General features: G+C 57.7%; 19 protein-coding genes and 1 other annotated feature. Of the genes, 13 read left to right on the top strand and 6 right to left on the bottom strand.

The window, feature by feature from the left end; translation table 11 throughout:
• The first annotated feature begins 77 nt into the window (after positions 1–77).
• Together ACWKX3_RS14800 and ACWKX3_RS14795 are read left to right on the top strand one after the other, a co-directional pair.
• Entirely contained in the window at positions 78–1,415 is a 1,338-nt protein-coding gene (locus tag ACWKX3_RS14800; RefSeq protein ID WP_220710867.1) for an MFS transporter, read from the top strand.
• Positions 1,416–1,466: 51 nt separating this feature from the next.
• Positions 1,467–2,687: a DUF3748 domain-containing protein gene (locus ACWKX3_RS14795; RefSeq protein ID WP_454542022.1), complete on the top strand. Its 1,221-nt coding sequence runs from the start codon at positions 1,467–1,469 to the stop codon at positions 2,685–2,687.
• A gap of 6 nt (positions 2,688–2,693) precedes the next feature.
• Here the strand turns inward: ACWKX3_RS14795 and ACWKX3_RS14790 are convergent, their stop codons facing one another.
• Positions 2,694–3,026, bottom strand: coding sequence for a YceK/YidQ family lipoprotein (locus tag ACWKX3_RS14790; protein ID WP_006177604.1), 333 nt, complete (start codon positions 3,024–3,026; stop codon positions 2,694–2,696).
• Positions 3,027–3,273: 247 nt separating this feature from the next.
• Positions 3,274–3,346, top strand: a sequence feature (ROSE (Repression Of Heat Shock gene Expression) occurs in the 5'-region of heat shock genes and acts as an RNA thermometer to modulate expression.).
• On the opposite strand from ACWKX3_RS14790, the gene ibpA reads away from it, so the two are divergent.
• The 5 genes from ibpA (at position 3,340) to ACWKX3_RS14765 (ending at position 6,873) form a co-directional block, all read left to right on the top strand.
• The gene (ibpA, locus tag ACWKX3_RS14785; RefSeq protein WP_006177605.1) at positions 3,340–3,750 is read left to right on the top strand and encodes a small heat shock chaperone IbpA; all 411 of its coding nucleotides are present in this window, start codon (positions 3,340–3,342) and stop codon (positions 3,748–3,750) included. (Overlaps the previous feature by 7 nt.)
• A gap of 136 nt (positions 3,751–3,886) precedes the next feature.
• Positions 3,887–4,315: a small heat shock chaperone IbpB gene (gene ibpB / locus ACWKX3_RS14780; RefSeq protein WP_006177606.1), complete on the top strand. Its 429-nt coding sequence runs from the start codon at positions 3,887–3,889 to the stop codon at positions 4,313–4,315.
• Between the two features lie 165 nt (positions 4,316–4,480).
• The gene (locus ACWKX3_RS14775) at positions 4,481–6,130 is read left to right on the top strand and encodes a putative transporter (protein WP_454542021.1); all 1,650 of its coding nucleotides are present in this window, start codon (positions 4,481–4,483) and stop codon (positions 6,128–6,130) included.
• Between the two features lie 58 nt (positions 6,131–6,188).
• Complete coding sequence (locus ACWKX3_RS14770; RefSeq protein ID WP_006177608.1) at positions 6,189–6,536, top strand: YidH family protein; 348 nt, start codon at positions 6,189–6,191, stop codon at positions 6,534–6,536.
• On the top strand, positions 6,526–6,873 hold the full coding sequence (locus ACWKX3_RS14765) for a DUF202 domain-containing protein (RefSeq protein ID WP_006177610.1): 348 nt from the start codon (positions 6,526–6,528) through the stop codon (positions 6,871–6,873). Before ACWKX3_RS14770 ends, ACWKX3_RS14765 begins: the two co-directional genes overlap by 11 nt.
• A 32-nt stretch (positions 6,874–6,905) precedes the next feature.
• Here ACWKX3_RS14765 and dsdA read toward each other — a convergent pair whose 3' ends face one another.
• Positions 6,906–8,186 (bottom strand): D-serine ammonia-lyase, encoded by a 1,281-nt coding sequence (gene dsdA / locus ACWKX3_RS14760; protein ID WP_454542020.1) that lies wholly within the window; start codon positions 8,184–8,186, stop codon positions 6,906–6,908.
• A gap of 118 nt (positions 8,187–8,304) precedes the next feature.
• Here dsdA and dsdC point away from each other — a divergent pair, with 118 nt between their 5' ends.
• A complete protein-coding gene (gene dsdC, locus ACWKX3_RS14755) occupies positions 8,305–9,219 on the top strand; it encodes a DNA-binding transcriptional regulator DsdC (protein ID WP_400445760.1) in 915 nt (304 codons plus the stop codon).
• 86 nt (positions 9,220–9,305) lie between these two features.
• Positions 9,306–10,394: a glycoside hydrolase family 5 protein gene (locus ACWKX3_RS14750; protein ID WP_101736725.1), complete on the top strand. Its 1,089-nt coding sequence runs from the start codon at positions 9,306–9,308 to the stop codon at positions 10,392–10,394.
• Here the strand turns inward: ACWKX3_RS14750 and emrD are convergent.
• From emrD to tisB, 4 genes are all read right to left on the bottom strand, one after another.
• The gene (gene emrD / locus ACWKX3_RS14745; RefSeq protein WP_006177615.1) at positions 10,297–11,481 is read right to left on the bottom strand and encodes a multidrug efflux MFS transporter EmrD; all 1,185 of its coding nucleotides are present in this window, start codon (positions 11,479–11,481) and stop codon (positions 10,297–10,299) included. The genes ACWKX3_RS14750 and emrD overlap by 98 nt on opposite strands.
• A gap of 175 nt (positions 11,482–11,656) precedes the next feature.
• Positions 11,657–12,490, bottom strand: a complete 834-nt coding sequence (locus ACWKX3_RS14740) for an EamA family transporter (RefSeq protein WP_006177616.1) — start codon at positions 12,488–12,490, stop codon at positions 11,657–11,659.
• A gap of 62 nt (positions 12,491–12,552) precedes the next feature.
• Positions 12,553–12,999: a GNAT family N-acetyltransferase gene (locus tag ACWKX3_RS14735; protein WP_006177617.1), complete on the bottom strand. Its 447-nt coding sequence runs from the start codon at positions 12,997–12,999 to the stop codon at positions 12,553–12,555.
• A 64-nt stretch (positions 13,000–13,063) separates the two neighbouring features.
• Positions 13,064–13,153, bottom strand: a complete 90-nt coding sequence (tisB, locus tag ACWKX3_RS14730; protein ID WP_071599731.1) for a type I toxin-antitoxin system toxin TisB — start codon at positions 13,151–13,153, stop codon at positions 13,064–13,066.
• A 487-nt stretch (positions 13,154–13,640) separates the two neighbouring features.
• Between tisB and ACWKX3_RS14725 the strand changes: the two genes are divergently transcribed.
• From ACWKX3_RS14725 to ilvB, 4 genes are all read left to right on the top strand, one after another.
• Complete coding sequence (locus ACWKX3_RS14725) at positions 13,641–13,955, top strand: type II toxin-antitoxin system HigB family toxin (protein WP_058609917.1); 315 nt, start codon at positions 13,641–13,643, stop codon at positions 13,953–13,955.
• Positions 13,952–14,371 (top strand): helix-turn-helix domain-containing protein, encoded by a 420-nt coding sequence (locus ACWKX3_RS14720; protein ID WP_152996857.1) that lies wholly within the window; start codon positions 13,952–13,954, stop codon positions 14,369–14,371. Before ACWKX3_RS14725 ends, ACWKX3_RS14720 begins: the two co-directional genes overlap by 4 nt.
• 150 nt (positions 14,372–14,521) lie before the next feature.
• Entirely contained in the window at positions 14,522–14,620 is a 99-nt protein-coding gene (gene ivbL / locus ACWKX3_RS14715) for an ilvB operon leader peptide IvbL (RefSeq protein ID WP_088208941.1), read from the top strand.
• Positions 14,621–14,722: 102 nt separating this feature from the next.
• Positions 14,723–16,411, top strand: a complete 1,689-nt coding sequence (gene ilvB / locus ACWKX3_RS14710; RefSeq protein WP_153682207.1) for an acetolactate synthase large subunit — start codon at positions 14,723–14,725, stop codon at positions 16,409–16,411.
• Positions 16,412–16,414: the final 3 nt, after the last annotated feature.

Raw genomic sequence — 16,414 nt, 5'->3', positions numbered from 1 at the left:
CGTAGGCCCGGTAAGCGCAGCGCCACCGGGCAAAAAAACGCACATATAAAAATATAACCCTCTGTAAACTACAGGGCATGGTGAGCGGCTTCCCTATGCCCAAAATCTGGAGACAGATTGCGATGGATATTCCAGTTACTGCTACCAAAACCGGGCGTCGCCGCTACCTGACGCTGATGATGATTTTTATTACCGTGGTGATTTGTTATGTCGACCGCGCCAACCTGGCCGTTGCGTCGGCCCATATTCAGGAAGAATTTGGTATTACCAAGGCGGAAATGGGCTACGTCTTCTCGGCCTTTGCCTGGCTCTATACGCTGTGCCAGATCCCCGGCGGCTGGTTCCTTGACCGGGTCGGCTCGCGTCTGACCTACTTTATCGCCATTTTCGGCTGGTCCGTCGCCACGCTGTTCCAGGGCTTTGCGACCGGGCTGATGTCGCTGATTGGCCTGCGCGCCATCACCGGGATTTTCGAAGCCCCGGCGTTCCCGACCAACAACCGCATGGTGACCAGCTGGTTCCCGGAGCATGAACGTGCGTCTGCCGTTGGGTTCTACACCTCCGGGCAGTTTGTCGGCCTGGCGTTTCTCACGCCGCTGCTGATCTGGATCCAGGAGCTGCTGAGCTGGCATTGGGTGTTTATTGTCACCGGCGGTATCGGGATTATCTGGTCACTGATCTGGTTCAAGGTGTACCAGCCGCCGCGCCTGACCAAAAGCATCACCAAAGCCGAGCTGGACTATATCCGCGACGGCGGCGGACTGGTGGATGGCGATGCGCCTGTGAAAAAAGAGGCGCGTCAGCCCCTGACCAAAGCGGACTGGAAGCTGGTGTTCCACCGTAAGCTGGTGGGCGTGTATCTGGGCCAGTTTGCCGTCACCTCAACGCTGTGGTTCTTCCTGACCTGGTTCCCGAACTATCTTACGCAGGAAAAGGGCATCACCGCACTGAAGGCGGGCTTTATGACCACCGTGCCGTTCCTCGCGGCCTTCTTCGGTGTGCTGCTCTCCGGCTGGCTGGCCGACCGGCTGGTGAAAAAGGGCTTCTCGCTGGGCGTGGCGCGTAAAACGCCGATCATCTGCGGGCTGCTGATCTCCACCTGCATCATGGGCGCGAACTACACCAACGATCCGGTGTGGATAATGACCCTGATGGCCATCGCCTTCTTCGGCAACGGTTTTGCCTCCATCACCTGGTCTCTGGTCTCCTCGCTGGCACCGATGCGCCTGATCGGCCTCACGGGCGGCGTCTTCAACTTCGTTGGCGGTCTGGGGGGGATCACCGTACCCCTGGTAATCGGCTATCTGGCGCAGGATTACGGTTTTGGTCCGGCGCTGGTTTACATCTCCGCCGTGGCGTTGATCGGCGCGCTTTCTTACATCCTGCTGGTGGGCGATGTGAAACGTGTAGGCTAATTCCCGCTGATGTTTTACCCTGATGCGATAACTGCGCATCAGGGTATCTCCATGAAACAAATCACCTTCGCTTCCCGCCATCACCAGCTCACCAATATCAACACCTGGACGCCCGACAGCCAGTGGCTGGCCTTTGACGTGCGCCCGTCCGGCGCGTCGTTCACCGGCGAAACCATCGAGCGGGTCAACGTCATGACGGGGGAGGTTGAGGTGATTTATCGCGCTACGAACGGCGCGCACGTCGGCGTGGTGACCGTTCATCCTGCACAAGACAAATACGTCTTTATCCACGGCCCGCAACGCCCGGATGCCGACTGGCAGTATGACTTTCACCATCGTCAGGGGGTGGTGGCCTGCAACGGTGCGGTCGAAAATCTTGATGCTATGGATATCACTCCGCCCTATACCGCAGGCGCGCTGCGCGGCGGCAGCCATGTGCATGTCTTTAGCCCGAACGGGCAGTTGGTCAGCTTTACCTATAACGACCACGTCATGCATGAGCGCGACCCGAAGCGGGACTTACGCAACGTCGGCGTCGCGTCGCCGTTTGGCCCGGTAACCCCGCGGGGCAACCATCCACGTAACTATGCTGGCGCCTTCTGGAGCGTGCTGGTCAGCCGCACCACGCCAACGCCGCATCCCGGCAGCGATGAGATCAACCGCGCCTATGAAGAGGGCTGGGTGGGTAACGACAGGCTGGCCTTTATTGGCGATACGCTGTCCATCAAGGGTGAGAAAGTGCCCGAACTGTTCGTTATCGATCTGCCCAACGATGAACAAGGGTGGAAACTTGCTGGCGAGGTGCCTTTGCAGGGCACGCCGGAAACCCTGCCTGCACCGCCAGCGGGCGTGGTGCAGCGCCGTTTAACCTTTACGCATCAGAACGCGTATCCGGGGCTGGTCAACGTGCCGCGTCACTGGGTGCGCAGCAATCCGCAGGGCACGCAGATTGCCTTTTTGATGCGCGACGACAACGGCATTGTGCAGCTGTGGCTTATCTCGCCGGAAGGCGGTGAACCGCGCCAGCTAACGCACCATGAAAGCGGCATTCAATCGGCTTTTAACTGGCATCCGTCGGGGGAAAAACTGGGCTATGTGCTGGAGAACCGCATAGCGTGCTGCGATGCGCAAACCGGAGCGGTGACGTTTCTGACGTCCGATCATGGCAACCCGCCATCAGCGGATGCTGTCGTGTTTTCCCCGGACGGTCACTGGATAGCCTGGATGGAAGAAACGAACGGTTTCCGTCAGCTTTGGGTAACGGAAACCTGATTACGATTACTGTACGGACAGGCTGGCGGGCGGGATAACGGCGTTGGTGGCCAGGTTTTCCTTCTCGCTTTTTTCAACGCGTGAACGCACGGAGCTGTCGGTGCGGAACAGATCCCACGGCAGCAGGAGCGTGTCCGCCACGGCCGTGAAAGGCATATCCAGAATGGCCAGGGATTTGGTGCCCCAGTTGGTATCGTCATCCGAGATCATCGCTGCGCTGGCGCGCGTTCCCGGGTATGTTCCTTCTTTACCGCCGGTGTGAGACATCACGCTCGAACACCCGCAAAGTAAAACAATCCCGCTGAACGTCGTCAGCTTAATCAGAACATTTTTCATCATCACTCAGTCATTGTTAATGGCATTGCATGAGCCTGTAACTCAGGGTTATAGCGGGCCTTGATCAAAATGAATAGCCCGACAACCCGGCTCTGTGGCGGCTATCGCAATTTAACCCTTAGTGCTGTTGTCCCAGTCTATGCGACATCCAGCAAAGTGCAAAAAAATCTCGTCTGCATACGCTTGAAAAGCCCGTATCCAGACCCATTTTAAGAATGTAACCCGATAACGAACACGCCTGAGGGGTGTTCGGGGGCACAGAAGCCTGTCCATGGTGGAAGGCTACATCTCTCGCTGATTTCAGGAGTTTTAATGTATGCGTAACTTCGATCTTTCTCCGCTATACCGTTCTGCTATTGGTTTTGACCGCCTGTTCAACCATTTAGAAAATAACCAAAGCCAGAGCAACGGCTATCCTCCCTACAACGTTGAGCTGGTCGATGAAAACCACTACCGCATTGCCATTGCCGTCGCCGGTTTCGCAGAAAGCGAGCTGGAGATCACCGCGCAGGACAACCTGCTGGTAGTGAAAGGCTCCCATACGGCAGAGCAGAAAGAACGTACCTACCTTTACCAGGGTATCGCCGAGCGCAACTTTGAACGCAAGTTCCAGTTGGCCGAGAACATTCACGTAAAAGGCGCGAACCTGGTCAACGGACTGCTGTTTATCGAACTGGAACGTGTGATTCCGGAAGAGAAAAAACCGCGCCGGATCGAAATTAACTAATCATGCGGGTCGCGGCTGCGGCCCACTCAGAATTGCTTGCCGAACCGGGAGCATAGGCGAATCCATCAGGATTTGCAGGAACAACTGCGCACAAAATTAGACTGTGCCGAACTCGCTTCTCAGAAGGAGATTTAGTATGCGTAACTATGATTTATCCCCCCTGCTGCGTCAGTGGATTGGTTTTGACAAACTGGCGAATGCCCTGCAAAGCACCACCGAGCAACAGACTTTTCCGCCGTACAACATCGAAAAAAGCGATGACAACCACTATCGCATCACGCTGGCGTTAGCCGGGTTCCGTCAGGAAGACCTGGACATCCAGCTCGAAGGTACGCGTCTGACCGTAAAAGGCACGCCGGAAAAACAAGAAACCGAGACCAAATGGCTGCATCAGGGGCTTGTCACTCAGCCGTTTAGCCTGAGCTTTACCCTGGCAGACCATATGGAAGTTTCTGGCGCGACGTTCACTAACGGGCTGCTGAATATCGATCTCACCCGTAACGTGCCGGAAGCCATTGCGCCTCAGCGCATCGCCATTAGCGCGCGCCCGGCGTTGAACAGCTAACAGTGTGCGGGCTGATGCCCTCACCCCGACCCTCTCCCACAGGGAGAGGGTGCAAAGATAATGCCCTGCCCCGGCAGGGCTTTTTTGTGCGCCATCGCCCATACAATCGCCCCAGGCTCTGAGAGAATCCCTGAAATAACTAAGGTTATGCACAGGATGTGGATCATGAGTGATATCGCGTTGACGGTTAGCGTGTTGGCCCTGGTCGCGGTGGTGGGACTGTGGATAGGCAATATTAAAATTCGCGGCGTTGGCTTTGGCATCGGCGGGGTGCTGTTCGGCGGGATTTTTATCGGCCACTTTGCCGACCAGTTTGGGCTGGCGCTGAGCGCCGACATGCTGCATTTTATCCAGGAATTCGGCCTGATCCTCTTCGTTTACACCATTGGTATCCAGGTGGGACCGGGCTTTTTCGCCTCTCTTCGCGTCTCGGGCCTGTTCGCTTTCGGCATTGTGGTGATGGGTGGGCTGGTTACCGCCGTGCTGCATAAACTTTTCGCGATCCCGCTTCCCGTGGTGCTCGGCATTTTCTCCGGTGCAGTGACCAACACGCCCGCGCTCGGGGCTGGCCAGCAAATCCTGCGCGACCTGGGGATCTCTTCGGATGTCGTCGATCAGATGGGGATGAGCTACGCCATGGCCTATCCGTTTGGCATTTGCGGCATTCTGCTCTCGATGTGGCTGGTGCGGGTGCTGTTCCGCGTTAACGTTGAGCAGGAAGCGAAGGACCATGAAACCACCCTGACCAACGGCCATGCGCCGATCAAAACCATCAATATCCGCGTTGAAAACCCCAACCTGAACAATATGGCGATTCAGGATGTGCCCATTCTGAACAGCGCCACCATCATCTGCTCGCGCCTGAAACGTGACGACATGCTGATGGTTCCCTCGCCCGGCACGCTTATTCAGCACGGCGATCTGCTGCACCTGGTTGGTCAGCCCGGGGATCTCAACAACGCCCGGCTGGTGATTGGTCAGGAGGTAGAGACCTCACTTTCTACCCGGGGTACCGATCTGCGCGTCGAGCGCGTGGTGGTCACGAACGAGAAGGTATTGGGCAAGAAAATCCGCGATTTGCAGGTAAAAGAACGCTATGACGTGGTGATCTCGCGTCTGAACCGCGCAGGCGTGGAGCTGGTTGCCAGCCAGGACGCCAGCCTGCAGTTTGGCGATATCCTCAATCTGGTCGGGCGGCCCGCGTCGATTGATGCCGTGGCGGATATGGTGGGCAACGCCCAGCAAAAACTCCAGCAGGTGCAGATGCTGCCGGTGTTCATCGGCATCGGGCTTGGTGTACTGCTCGGCTCTGTCCCCATGTATGTACCGGGTTTTCCGGTGGCCCTGAAGCTCGGGCTGGCCGGCGGGCCGCTGATTATGGCGCTGATCCTCGGGCGTATCGGCTGCATCGGCAAGCTGTACTGGTTTATGCCGCCGAGCGCTAACCTGGCGCTGCGCGAGCTGGGCATTGTGCTGTTCCTCGCGGTGGTCGGGCTGAAATCTGGCGGAGATTTTGTTGATACCCTGCTTCAGGGCGAAGGCGTCAGCTGGATCGGTTACGGCATCTTTATCACTGCGATTCCGCTGATAACGGTCGGGATACTGGCGCGAATGTTCGCCAAAATGAACTATCTCACGCTCTGCGGTATGCTCGCAGGATCGATGACGGACCCACCCGCGCTGGCCTTCGCCAATAACCTCCACGCCACCAGCGGCGCGGCGGCGCTGTCGTACGCCACGGTCTATCCGCTGGTAATGTTCCTGCGAATCATTACTCCGCAACTCCTGGCGGTACTGTTCTGGGGGATAGGCTAACAACGGTGCCAGCATTAGGCTATGCTGAAGCCTGCCTTATGCACCACAAGGAACCGCCATGAAAATCTCCCGCCTCGGCGAAGCGCCGGACTACCGCTTCTCTCTGGCTAACGAGCGCACCTATTTAGCGTGGATCCGCACCGCGCTGGGCTTTCTGGCTGCGGGCGTCGGCCTCGACCAGCTGGCTCCCGATTTTGCTACCCCATTGATCCGCGAAGTGCTGGCGCTGCTGCTGTGTCTGTTTGCGGGCGTGCTGGCGATTTACGGTTATCTGCGCTGGCTGCGTAACGAAAAGGCGATGCGCCTGAAGCAGGATCTGCCCTATACGCGTGGGCTGTTGATCATCAGCGCGGTGTTGCTGGCAGTGGCCGGTGTGGTGATGGGGCTGGTGTTCTATGGCGGATAGCCGCAAAGCGCGTCGCGAAGCCGACCCCGGCCTGCAGCCCGAGCGTACGTCGCTGGCCTGGCTGCGCACGCTGCTGGGGTATGGTGCGCTGATCGCCCTGGCGATTAAGCACAACTGGCATCGCACCGGGGTGCCTTTCTGGATCTCCATCGTGGTACTGGCGCTGGTGGCGGTGATTTTATGGCGCTACACCCGCAGCCGAAACCTGATGGATGTGGCGCAGGACGACGTTGCGCAACCGAAGGCGGTGCGGGATAAGTTCCTGATCGCCCTGGCCGTGCTGTCACTGTCACTGCTGTTTGCGGTAACCCACATTCAACAAATTTTGCACCTGTAGGCCGGGTAAGGCGTAGCCGCCACCCGACATAATTACTCCCCTTTAGCCAGATACCTCGCCATCTCCTCTTCCGGCACCATGCCGCCGCCGGTCGCCCACACCAGGTGGGTAACGCTTGCATCGGCTTTGAACCGTAGCGGCCCGGCCATACCCGCCAGCGCGGACGGCTCCAGGCGAATGTCCTCTTCCTGTGCCAGCCAGCCGAGCATGTCGTACATACTTTGATCCGAGAGGGTATAGAAACCGTCGAGCAGGCGCTCCATGGCGCGGCCCACAAAGCCGGACGCGCGACCCACCGCGAGACCATCCGCCGCCGTGACGTTGTCTATCCCCAAATCCTGCACGGCGATCCCATCGTGCAGGCCGGTGTAGACGCCCAGCAGCATGCACGGCGAGTGGGTCGGCTCGGCGAAGTAGCAGTGGACGTTATCGCCAAAGGCCAGCTTAAGGCCAAACGCCACGCCGCCAGGACCCCCGCCGACGCCGCATGGCAGGTAAACGTGCAGAGGATGTTGCGCATCCACCACGCGGCCCTGCGCGGCAAACTGCGCTTTCAGCCGCCCGCCGGCCACCGCGTAGCCGAGAAACAGCGTGCGGGAGTTTTCATCGTCGATAAAGAAACAGTTCGGGTCACGCTCCGCCGCCTTACGGCCTTGCTCCACCGCTACGCCGTAATCCTGCTCATATTCAACGACGATCGCACCGTTGCTGCGCAGCCTGGCTTTTTTCCACTCGCGGGCGTCGGCAGACATATGCACCGTCACCCTGAAGCCAAGACGCGCGCTCATGATGCCGATGGACATCCCCAGGTTGCCGGTTGACCCCACGGCGATGCTGTACTGACTGAAGAAGTCTTTAAAGCGCGGCTCCAGCAGGATGCTGTAATCATCTTCAACGCTCAGTAGCCCGGCGTTCAGCGCCAGCGTTTCGGCATGGGCCAGCACTTCATAGATACCGCCGCGCGCCTTGATGGAGCCGGAAATGGGCAGATGGCTGTCTTTTTTCAGCAGCAGCGTGCCGGGGATCGCCGCGCCAGCCTCTTTCTCCAGCCGCGTTTGCATCGCCGGAATGGCGACCAGATCCGATTCAATCAACCCGTGGGTAGCCGCCGTTTCCGGAAACGCTTTCGCCAGGTAAGGCGCAAAACGTTGCAGGCGCGCGTGGGCGTCATTCACATCGTCTTCGGTTAGCCCGACATAGGGCAGCCCCTCGGCAAGCGTGGTGGTACGCGGGTTGAGCCAGGTCGTTTCTTTCAGGGCAATCAGATCCTCAATCAGAGGAAACTGTGCCTTTAAGGCAGGGAGGTTATTCATCGTCGTCTCTTTCCATTCGGCCATGTTCATCATTGGACAAAAAAAGGGGCATACTGACAAATGATATAAATTGCGTTTCAGGTGAGCCAGATTGAACCAAACAGGAAAGGGAGGGGCGATGGAGGGAGATAAGCCGCAGCTAAACGGCTGGCAGCTGTCAAAAATGTACACCTTTGAAGTCGCGGCGCGACATGCATCCTTCGCGCTGGCGGCGGCGGAGCTGTCGCTTAGCCCCAGCGCGGTGAGCCACCGTATCAATTTGCTGGAAGAGGAGTTGGGGATCCGGCTGTTTGTCCGCTCTCACCGTAAGGTTGAGCTTACGCAGGAGGGGAAGCGTCTTTACGGGACGCTTAAATCGTCGCTCGATACCCTGAACCAGGAGATTCAGGATATCAAAAACCAGGCGCTGAGCGGCACGCTTACCGTCTACTCACGGCCATCCCTCGCTCAGTGCTGGCTGGTGCCCCTGCTCGGCGATTTTACGCGCCGCTATCCTGCGATTTCACTCACCCTTCTGACCGGCAACGACGACATCGATATGCAGCGAACCGGCGTCGATCTGGCGCTCTATTTCGACGATTCGCCGCCAAAACATCTTGCGCACACGTTCCTGATGGATGAAGACATTTTACCCGTTTGCTCGCTGGAGTATGCCCGCGAGCACGCGTTATTCGGCCAGCCCGAGAATCTCGCCCGCTGCACGCTCCTGCACGACCGTCAGGCCTGGAGTCAGGATTCCGGCACGGATGAATGGCAACTCTGGGCGCAGCGTTTTGCCGTGAACGCGCTGCCTTCATCGGGCATGGGCTTCGATCGTTCAGATTTAGCCATCACCGCCGCGTTAAACCATGCGGGGGTGGCGATGGGGCGAAAAAGGCTGGTTGAAAAACGCCTCGCGCGCGGAGAACTGGTTGCCCCTTTTGGTGATAAGACCTTGCCGTGCCAGCAGCACTACTACATAGCCACGCTGCCTGAACGGCATTGGCCGAAAATTGACGCGTTTATCGGCTGGCTGAAAGCGCAGGCAGGGTGAAGAATTATTACGTTTTGAGGCTACACCAAATGTGAAAAAGCGTGCTAAATACAGGTTATTGCTTTCGATTTTTCGCAAGGTAAACCGTGTTAAAGCTTGTTATTGCCACTGCGCTTGTAATCGCTTCCGGCCTGGCCTGTGCTGCTGAGCCGCCGCTGACGGCTGCCCGCTATGCGCAAGAGCTTGGCGTGGGTATCGACGTGGACTGGGCGCGCACCGAGCGCGGTATCCGCGAGTTCGACCCGCTGGTGGTCCGCGATTTTCACGCGAAAGGGATCCGCCATGTGCGTATTCGCGTGGCGGATGAGCCGACGGAAGCTCGGCTGATCCACCTGCGTAAGCTGGTGGAAGCCTGCGAGCAATACGGCGTGATTCCGGTTATCGCCTATCAGGCTGATGAATATAAAAACGACCCGAAAGCCGATAACGAGAAAGAGGTGATCAACTGGTGGATTGCCGTGGCGCACTATTTTGGCCAACGCTCGCCCATGCTGGGATTTGACCTCATTTACGAACCTGCCGATAAGCTCAACCACAATCTTGCGTCGTTGAACCGCGTGTATGAAAAAACCATCAAAGCGATCCACGACATCGACCCGCAGCGCATGATCTTCATTGCGCCGCGCCTGCGCGCTGCGCCGGAAGATTTATCCAGCCTGAAGCTGCCGCCCCGCAGTCAAAATTACCTGCTGGCGGAGTGGCACATCTTTCCGTGGGGACCGCTGAAAAATAACGGTAAATACCCGTGGACGTCAGGGACTGCGGCGGAGAAAGCGGCTATCCACAACCGTATCGCAACGGCGCTGCGCTGGCAGCAAAAAACCGGGCATGTGAGCTGGGTGGGCGGCTGGGGAGTCGGGGAATCGAACCGGTTTACCCCCACGGCGTCGCAAATGGCTTTCGCGACCTTCATGGCCTGCGAGCTGCAAAAAGCAAAAATTCCGTATGCGGTTAACGCCGATTTTCAGTTCTACGACGGCGAGGAGGGTGCATGGCGACCCGCGCCTGAGCCGTTGCTGCAGGTGATGATCGCCCCGGACTGTGACAAGCCCGGCGAGAAGCCGGGCCATCGTGCGGTTAAACCGGCTGCTCGTGATGCGGGACGCGCGACGCCAGCGGCAGCCAGCACAGCAAAATCAGCAGCCCCATCAGGGTCATCAGCAAGCCCAGACTAGACTGGCCGGTTTGTGGCATCATGGCTGAAAGCCAGGCCAGCGCGCCGGAACCGATGTTCTGCAAACCGCCTACCAGTGCGCCTGCCGTCCCGGCAAGGAACGGAAACGGCTCCATCGCGCCGCTGGTGGCGAGCGGGAACAGCATTCCCGCACCGAAGAAGAACAGCGCCGCCGGGATCAGCAGCGTCCAGACCGTCATCACGCCAAACAGCCCCGGGATCCACATCATCAGGCCCGCCAGCAGGCAGCTGATCACCGATTGCCACATCAGCGTGGAGAAACGCTTGTTGGGACGACCTGCGAACCACGCGCCGAAAAACGCCGCCGGGATTGGCAGAATAAACAGAATACTCACCACCATACTGCTGAGGCCAAGCCCTGCGCCCAGCAGCACGCCGGAACAGGCTTCGAACACCGCAATTCCCGCCAGGCCGCCGATCAGCATCAGCAGATAACAGGTAAACGCCCCGTTACCGAATAGCGTCTTATAGCTGGTGAGAAGCTTCGTGCGCGGCGCATCCACCGGGCGCGTTTCCGGCATCCAGCGCGCCATGCTGAAGGTGACAATCACGCACAGCACCAGCAGGAAGGCGTAGCAGGCGCGCCAGGACCACAGGGTGTCCAGCAGGCCGCCAATCAGCGGTGCCATCAGCGGGCTGACCAGAATGCCCATATTTAACAGGCTATTGGCGTGGCGCAACTGGGTGCCCTGGTACATGTCACGCGGCAGGGTTCGCGCCATCACGCCCCCGACGCCGGTCCCCACGCCCTGCAGGGCGCTGGCGGCAATCAGCACCGTCAGGCTGGAAGTGCTAATGGCAATCACCGTCGCCACCATGAAAATGCTCATGCCCACCAGAATCACCGGGCGACGCCCGACGCGGTCAGACAGCGGTCCGTAGAAGAGCTGAGAGACGCCGTAGGTCAGCAGGTACGCCGCCATCACGCTCTGCACCGCGCCCTCGCGGACATTGAGTTCCTTCGCCATGTCGGCAATCGCCGGAATGTAGATGGTTTGCGCCATCTGACCGACGGCCACCAGTAACACCAGCATCAACAATAAGTTAACGTTCCTTTGTTTTTTCATGTCGCTGAATACTTTTGCCAAAAGAGAGAAATGAAGAATAAGTGACTACGCATTCCCATAAATGCGCGAGGAATCTACCACAGTCAGATGACAAATTAAGCATTGCTGTGATGAATGGATGGAAGCAAAAAGGCAGGATTTGTAAACAAGAACGGCAACTAATGTTGCCAGCGCTTTACGCCAGACGCAGCAGAATGGCGCCGCCTGCGATCCCCACCGCTGCGGCAATACGCACACCGGCAACCTTCTCTTTTAAAAGCAGAAACGCCAGCAGCGCGCCAAAGAGAATCGAGGTTTCACGCAGCGCGGCCACCACCGCCAGCGGGGCCTGCGTCATCGCCCACAGTGCCAGACCGTAAGAGCCCATCGTACCGACACCGCCGAGCAGACCCTTTTTCCAGTGCAGACTCAGGTAGCGGGTCGCCTCCCGACGGCGCGCCACCATCGCCCAGCCAAGCAGGCAGAAGCCGTTCATGAAGAACGTCCAGAGGGTATAGCCGAGCGCGGTGTCTGACAGCCGCACCCCGGTGCCGTCAACCAGCGTATACCCGGCGATAAAGCAGGCGTTGATCAATGCCAGCCAGACGCCTTTGCGCGACTGCATCCTGCCGTTCATCGCCATTGCCAGGATTGACAGGCAGATAACGCCGATCCCGCTCCACGCCAGCCACGAAAGGCTATCGCCGAGCACCAGCACGCTGACCAGCGCCACCAGCAGCGGCGCGGTGCCGCGCATCAGCGGGTAGGTCTGGCTCATATCAGACACCTGATAGGTTTTTGCCACCAGCACGGTGTACACCACCTGCAGCGCGCAGGAGACAACCAAAAACGGCCAGCTTGCGGCGGACGGCTGAGGAGAGAACGGCAGCAGGACCAGCGCGATAAGCGTTGCTGAGCCGCTCACGCTGATCGCGGAGTAGAGCTTGTCCGTTCCGGCTTTGACGATGGCGTTCCAGCTGGCATGCAGCAGCGCGGCGAACAGCAGAATGCAGAATACGGTGATGGTCATGGCGCGTCAGGCGGTGAATTGTCATCCAACTGTAACATTCACCGCACGATGCTACCAGCCAGCTACACGGCGCAAAAAAGCCGATGCGTGACCCGCGGTTCGTCCGCCACCAGCGTGAACCCAACCCGATGATAGAACCCGTAAGCCGCTTCCGGCGCATGGGTATTGAGAAAATCAAACCAGATGCTGGCATCGGCCATCACCACGGTTAACAGCTGTTTGCCGATGCCCAGCCCGCGGCACTTCTCGCTGACGTAAAGATGACGAATACGCCCGGCACGCGGCTGCTGGCTAAAAGGATCGCGGTTTAACCCGCACACGCCCACCAGCCTGCCGTTGAGGAAGGCTCCCAGCAGTTTTTCGCCCGGCGCATTAAAACGATTCTCACCGCGCTGCCAGTTCTCTTCCAGCCTGCGCAGCATGTTGAAGTGTAAGGCGATGCTCTCAGCCTTGAGCGCGATGTATCCCGGCTCTTCTGGCGTAACAGGCTCAATTAACAGACGCGACATAGCATTCCCTCGTTATTAAAGAGGGGCGGTTTCCCGCCCCTCTTAGGTGCGACTTGAACCTGAATCACCGAAGGTATTTCAGGACAGCATCAAGCAGTTGCAGAACAGCAACAATGAGTTTGAGGATGAGTACAACCATATCCACGACGCTCATACGCGTCTCCTTTTGGTCAAAAGGAGCACGATGCTGGCGTACCTTTCCGCCGCCTGTTGCCAGCACCTGGATTGACGTAACACAGTGTGCTCACTTCAGGGGGTTAAGGCACTGACGGCACCACCCGTTTCAGCCAGGACGTCGTTGCGCCGGTAGAACTGCGGCCCCCTCGCTCACTGCGAACACACTCAGTATAGATAAATACTGTATGTATGAACAGTATTTTATGGACAAAAATCAGAAGGCGGTCCATACTCAAAAACGTCAAAATCCGTGCCATAAATTGCGCGTTCGTCTTCGATCGCGTATACTTTTGCCGTTGACGTAACACAGTGTGTTCTGCGGAAACCAACCGCAAAACCCTGATAAAAACCTCGCTTAGGCGGGGTTTTTTGTTTTCTGATGTCGCGAAAAAGAATGTCTGTTGACTCTTTGGCAATGCATGCTATTGTTGCCATAATGGCAACGGAAGCGGCAGGCATGCACAATGCATTTAATCTCAATGAAGGCTATTTTTGATGCGGTAACTCTCTTTCCGCAGCATAAGCAAGAACTCCTTTTTCTGGGGAGAATCATTGAAAAGAGCAATTGTCCCACGCCTGATGCACTTAAAAAGCTGTTTCCGACGCTCGACAACTTTAAGTATCTGGATAAACATTATGTCCTTGATATCGCTAACAACAATCTCAGAGTAGTGGCTCTCATTTTCTTTGAAAGCCAAAAGTTTTATGTGCGCCATGTTTTTACTCATAAGGAATATGACCGTTTTACGGAGAAACATCGCACTAAGGGGAAGAAATGATGATCGTCGCTGATGCAATGAAAGCCACGCACGCCCTTGTTGCGGCTGTTCCTCTACTGGGTGAACATCCGAATGAGCAGGATTACAACGATGCGCTTGAGCTGGTTGAGTATCTGCTTATGAATGAGCCTGGCAGCCCGTTGCTCGATATCGTATGCGCAAGAATTCGCCGTTATGAAGCCAATCAGCCTGAAATCGTCGCATTACGTCAGGAGATGGAATCTGTTCCCGTGGGTATCGCCGTCCTAAGAACCCTGATGGATCAGTACAAGCTTACCTTGTCTGATTTTCAGGATGAAATTGGCAGTAAATCAATGGTTTCACGGGTGCTTAACGGCCAACGTCAGCTGACGCTGACCCACATTAAAAAGCTGGCAGCCCGATTTGGCGTGTCACCTGCGCTGTTTATTGAGTAAGACTAAAAACGCCGATCGTCTGTTTTCACCACGTAACAAACGAAACGTGATCCCTGACGCATTTTTGTGCGGTTGAACATTTTTCCATTGTCACGCCCTACAACCTGTGGTTGTATAAATTCTATCAATGATTCCAAACACAGGTTCCTAATGACTCCATCCCTGTTCACCGCGACCCTACTAAAAACTGCGCAACCCGCCGCAGTGGTCGTCGTGCGTGTGGTGGTCGTCGTCGGCAATGCGCCGTAGGGACTGGATCAACACACGAATCCAAAACCCCGCCGGCGCAAACCGGGCGGGGTTTTTCGTTTAAACACCCCCCGGAAAGTCGGCTCATAAAAGGACTGGAGCATGGCAAGTTCGGGCACAACATCATCCACAACGCGTTTTACCGGTGCGCAGTTAATCGTGCATTTACTGGAACGACAGGGCATCACCATCGTAGCGGGTATCCCGGGCGGCACGGTGCTGCCGCTGTACGACGCGTTAAGCCAAAGCACAAAAATCCGTCACGTTCTGGCTCGCCACGAGCAGGGCGCGGGCTTTATCGCGCAGGGCATGGCGCGTACCCAGGGCAAACCGGCGGTCTGTATGGCCTGTAGCGGGCCGGGCGCAACTAACCTGGTGACCGCCATCGCCGACGCGCGTCTCGATTCCATTCCGCTGATTTGCATCACCGGACAGGTACCGTCCTCGATGATCGGCACCGATGCGTTCCAGGAAGTGGACACCTACGGCATCTCTATCCCCATCACCAAGCATAACTATCTGGTACGCGATATCAGCGAGCTGCCACAGGTTATTAGCGATGCGTTCCGTATTGCGCAGTCTGGCCGTCCCGGCCCGGTGTGGATAGACATTCCTAAGGATGTCCAGACCGCAGAGATCGACATTGACGTGCTGCCGGAGCCGGGCGACCGTGCCCCTGCGCCAGAATTCAGCGCAGAGAGCGTACGCGATGCGGCGGCGATGATTAACGCCGCGAAACGTCCGGTGCTCTATCTGGGCGGCGGGGCGATCAACGCCTCTGACGAGGTGCGCCAGTTCGCCGAGAAAGCCAGCCTGCCCACCACCATGACGCTGATGGCGCTGGGTATGCTGCCAAAAGCACACCCGCTCTCCCTGGGCATGCTGGGGATGCACGGCGCGCGCAGCACCAATTTCATCCTGCAAGAAGCGGATCTGCTGATCGTCATGGGCGCGCGTTTTGATGACCGGGCGATTGGCAAAACCGAACAGTTCTGCCCGAACGCCAAAATCATTCACGTGGATATCGACCGCGCCGAGCTGGGTAAAATCAAGCAGCCGCACGTCGCGATCCAGGGCGATGTCGCCGAGGTACTGGCGCAGCTGATCCCACAAACCGAGGCAACCGGCCGTGACGACTGGCGTCAGCTGGTGGCTGATCTGCAAAAAGAGTTTCCGGGGGCGATCCCCGCTGAAGGCGACCCGCTGAGCCACTACGGCCTGATCAACGCCGTGGCCGCCTGCGTGGACGACAGCGCAATTATCACCACCGATGTGGGCCAGCACCAGATGTGGACCGCGCAGGCTTACCCGCTGAACCGTCCGCGTCAGTGGCTGACCTCCGGCGGGCTGGGCACCATGGGCTTTGGCCTGCCCGCCGCCGTGGGCGCGGCGCTGGCTAACCCGGATCGTAAAGTCATCTGCTTCTCCGGCGACGGCAGCCTGATGATGAACATTCAGGAAATGGCGACCGCAGCCGAAAATCAGTTAGACGTAAAAATCATTCTGATGAACAACGAGGCGCTGGGACTGGTGCACCAGCAGCAGAGCCTGTTCTACAAGCAGGGGGTATTTGCTGCGACCTATCCGGGAATGATTAACTTTATGCAGATTGCCGCCGGGTTTGGCCTGCACACCTGCGATCTGAACGCGGAGGAGGATGCCCACGCGGCGCTGCAGGCGGCGATCTCTCGTCCCGGCCCGGCGCTGATCCACGTGCGCATCGACGCGCAACAAAAAGTCTATCCGATGGTGCCGCCGGGTGCGGCAAATACTGAGATGGTGGGGGAATAAGCC

The sequence above is a fragment of the Enterobacter sp. UPMP2052 genome (assembly GCF_053709675.1).
Note: the sequence above shows the minus strand (reverse complement) of the source record. Positions and strands in the feature narration are given on the sequence as shown.

What these genes read in the sequence shown, in the direction of transcription:
- ACWKX3_RS14800 (WP_220710867.1), top strand. Translation starts at nt 78, where the DNA reads ATGGTGAGCGGCTTCCCTATGCCCAAAATCTGGAGACAGATTGCGATG.
- ACWKX3_RS14795 (WP_454542022.1), top strand. Translation starts at nt 1,467, where the DNA reads ATGAAACAAATCACCTTCGCTTCCCGCCATCACCAGCTCACCAATATC.
- ACWKX3_RS14790 (WP_006177604.1), bottom strand. Translation starts at nt 3,026, where the DNA reads ATGATGAAAAATGTTCTGATTAAGCTGACGACGTTCAGCGGGATTGTT.
- ibpA (WP_006177605.1), top strand. Translation starts at nt 3,340, where the DNA reads ATGCGTAACTTCGATCTTTCTCCGCTATACCGTTCTGCTATTGGTTTT.
- ibpB (WP_006177606.1), top strand. Translation starts at nt 3,887, where the DNA reads ATGCGTAACTATGATTTATCCCCCCTGCTGCGTCAGTGGATTGGTTTT.
- ACWKX3_RS14775 (WP_454542021.1), top strand. Translation starts at nt 4,481, where the DNA reads ATGAGTGATATCGCGTTGACGGTTAGCGTGTTGGCCCTGGTCGCGGTG.
- ACWKX3_RS14770 (WP_006177608.1), top strand. Translation starts at nt 6,189, where the DNA reads ATGAAAATCTCCCGCCTCGGCGAAGCGCCGGACTACCGCTTCTCTCTG.
- ACWKX3_RS14765 (WP_006177610.1), top strand. Translation starts at nt 6,526, where the DNA reads ATGGCGGATAGCCGCAAAGCGCGTCGCGAAGCCGACCCCGGCCTGCAG.
- dsdA (WP_454542020.1), bottom strand. Translation starts at nt 8,186, where the DNA reads ATGAATAACCTCCCTGCCTTAAAGGCACAGTTTCCTCTGATTGAGGAT.
- dsdC (WP_400445760.1), top strand. Translation starts at nt 8,305, where the DNA reads ATGGAGGGAGATAAGCCGCAGCTAAACGGCTGGCAGCTGTCAAAAATG.
- emrD (WP_006177615.1), bottom strand. Translation starts at nt 11,481, where the DNA reads ATGAAAAAACAAAGGAACGTTAACTTATTGTTGATGCTGGTGTTACTG.
- ACWKX3_RS14740 (WP_006177616.1), bottom strand. Translation starts at nt 12,490, where the DNA reads ATGACCATCACCGTATTCTGCATTCTGCTGTTCGCCGCGCTGCTGCAT.
- ACWKX3_RS14735 (WP_006177617.1), bottom strand. Translation starts at nt 12,999, where the DNA reads ATGTCGCGTCTGTTAATTGAGCCTGTTACGCCAGAAGAGCCGGGATAC.
- tisB (WP_071599731.1), bottom strand. Translation starts at nt 13,153, where the DNA reads ATGAGCGTCGTGGATATGGTTGTACTCATCCTCAAACTCATTGTTGCT.
- ACWKX3_RS14725 (WP_058609917.1), top strand. Translation starts at nt 13,641, where the DNA reads ATGCATTTAATCTCAATGAAGGCTATTTTTGATGCGGTAACTCTCTTT.
- ACWKX3_RS14720 (WP_152996857.1), top strand. Translation starts at nt 13,952, where the DNA reads ATGATGATCGTCGCTGATGCAATGAAAGCCACGCACGCCCTTGTTGCG.
- ivbL (WP_088208941.1), top strand. Translation starts at nt 14,522, where the DNA reads ATGACTCCATCCCTGTTCACCGCGACCCTACTAAAAACTGCGCAACCC.
- ilvB (WP_153682207.1), top strand. Translation starts at nt 14,723, where the DNA reads ATGGCAAGTTCGGGCACAACATCATCCACAACGCGTTTTACCGGTGCG.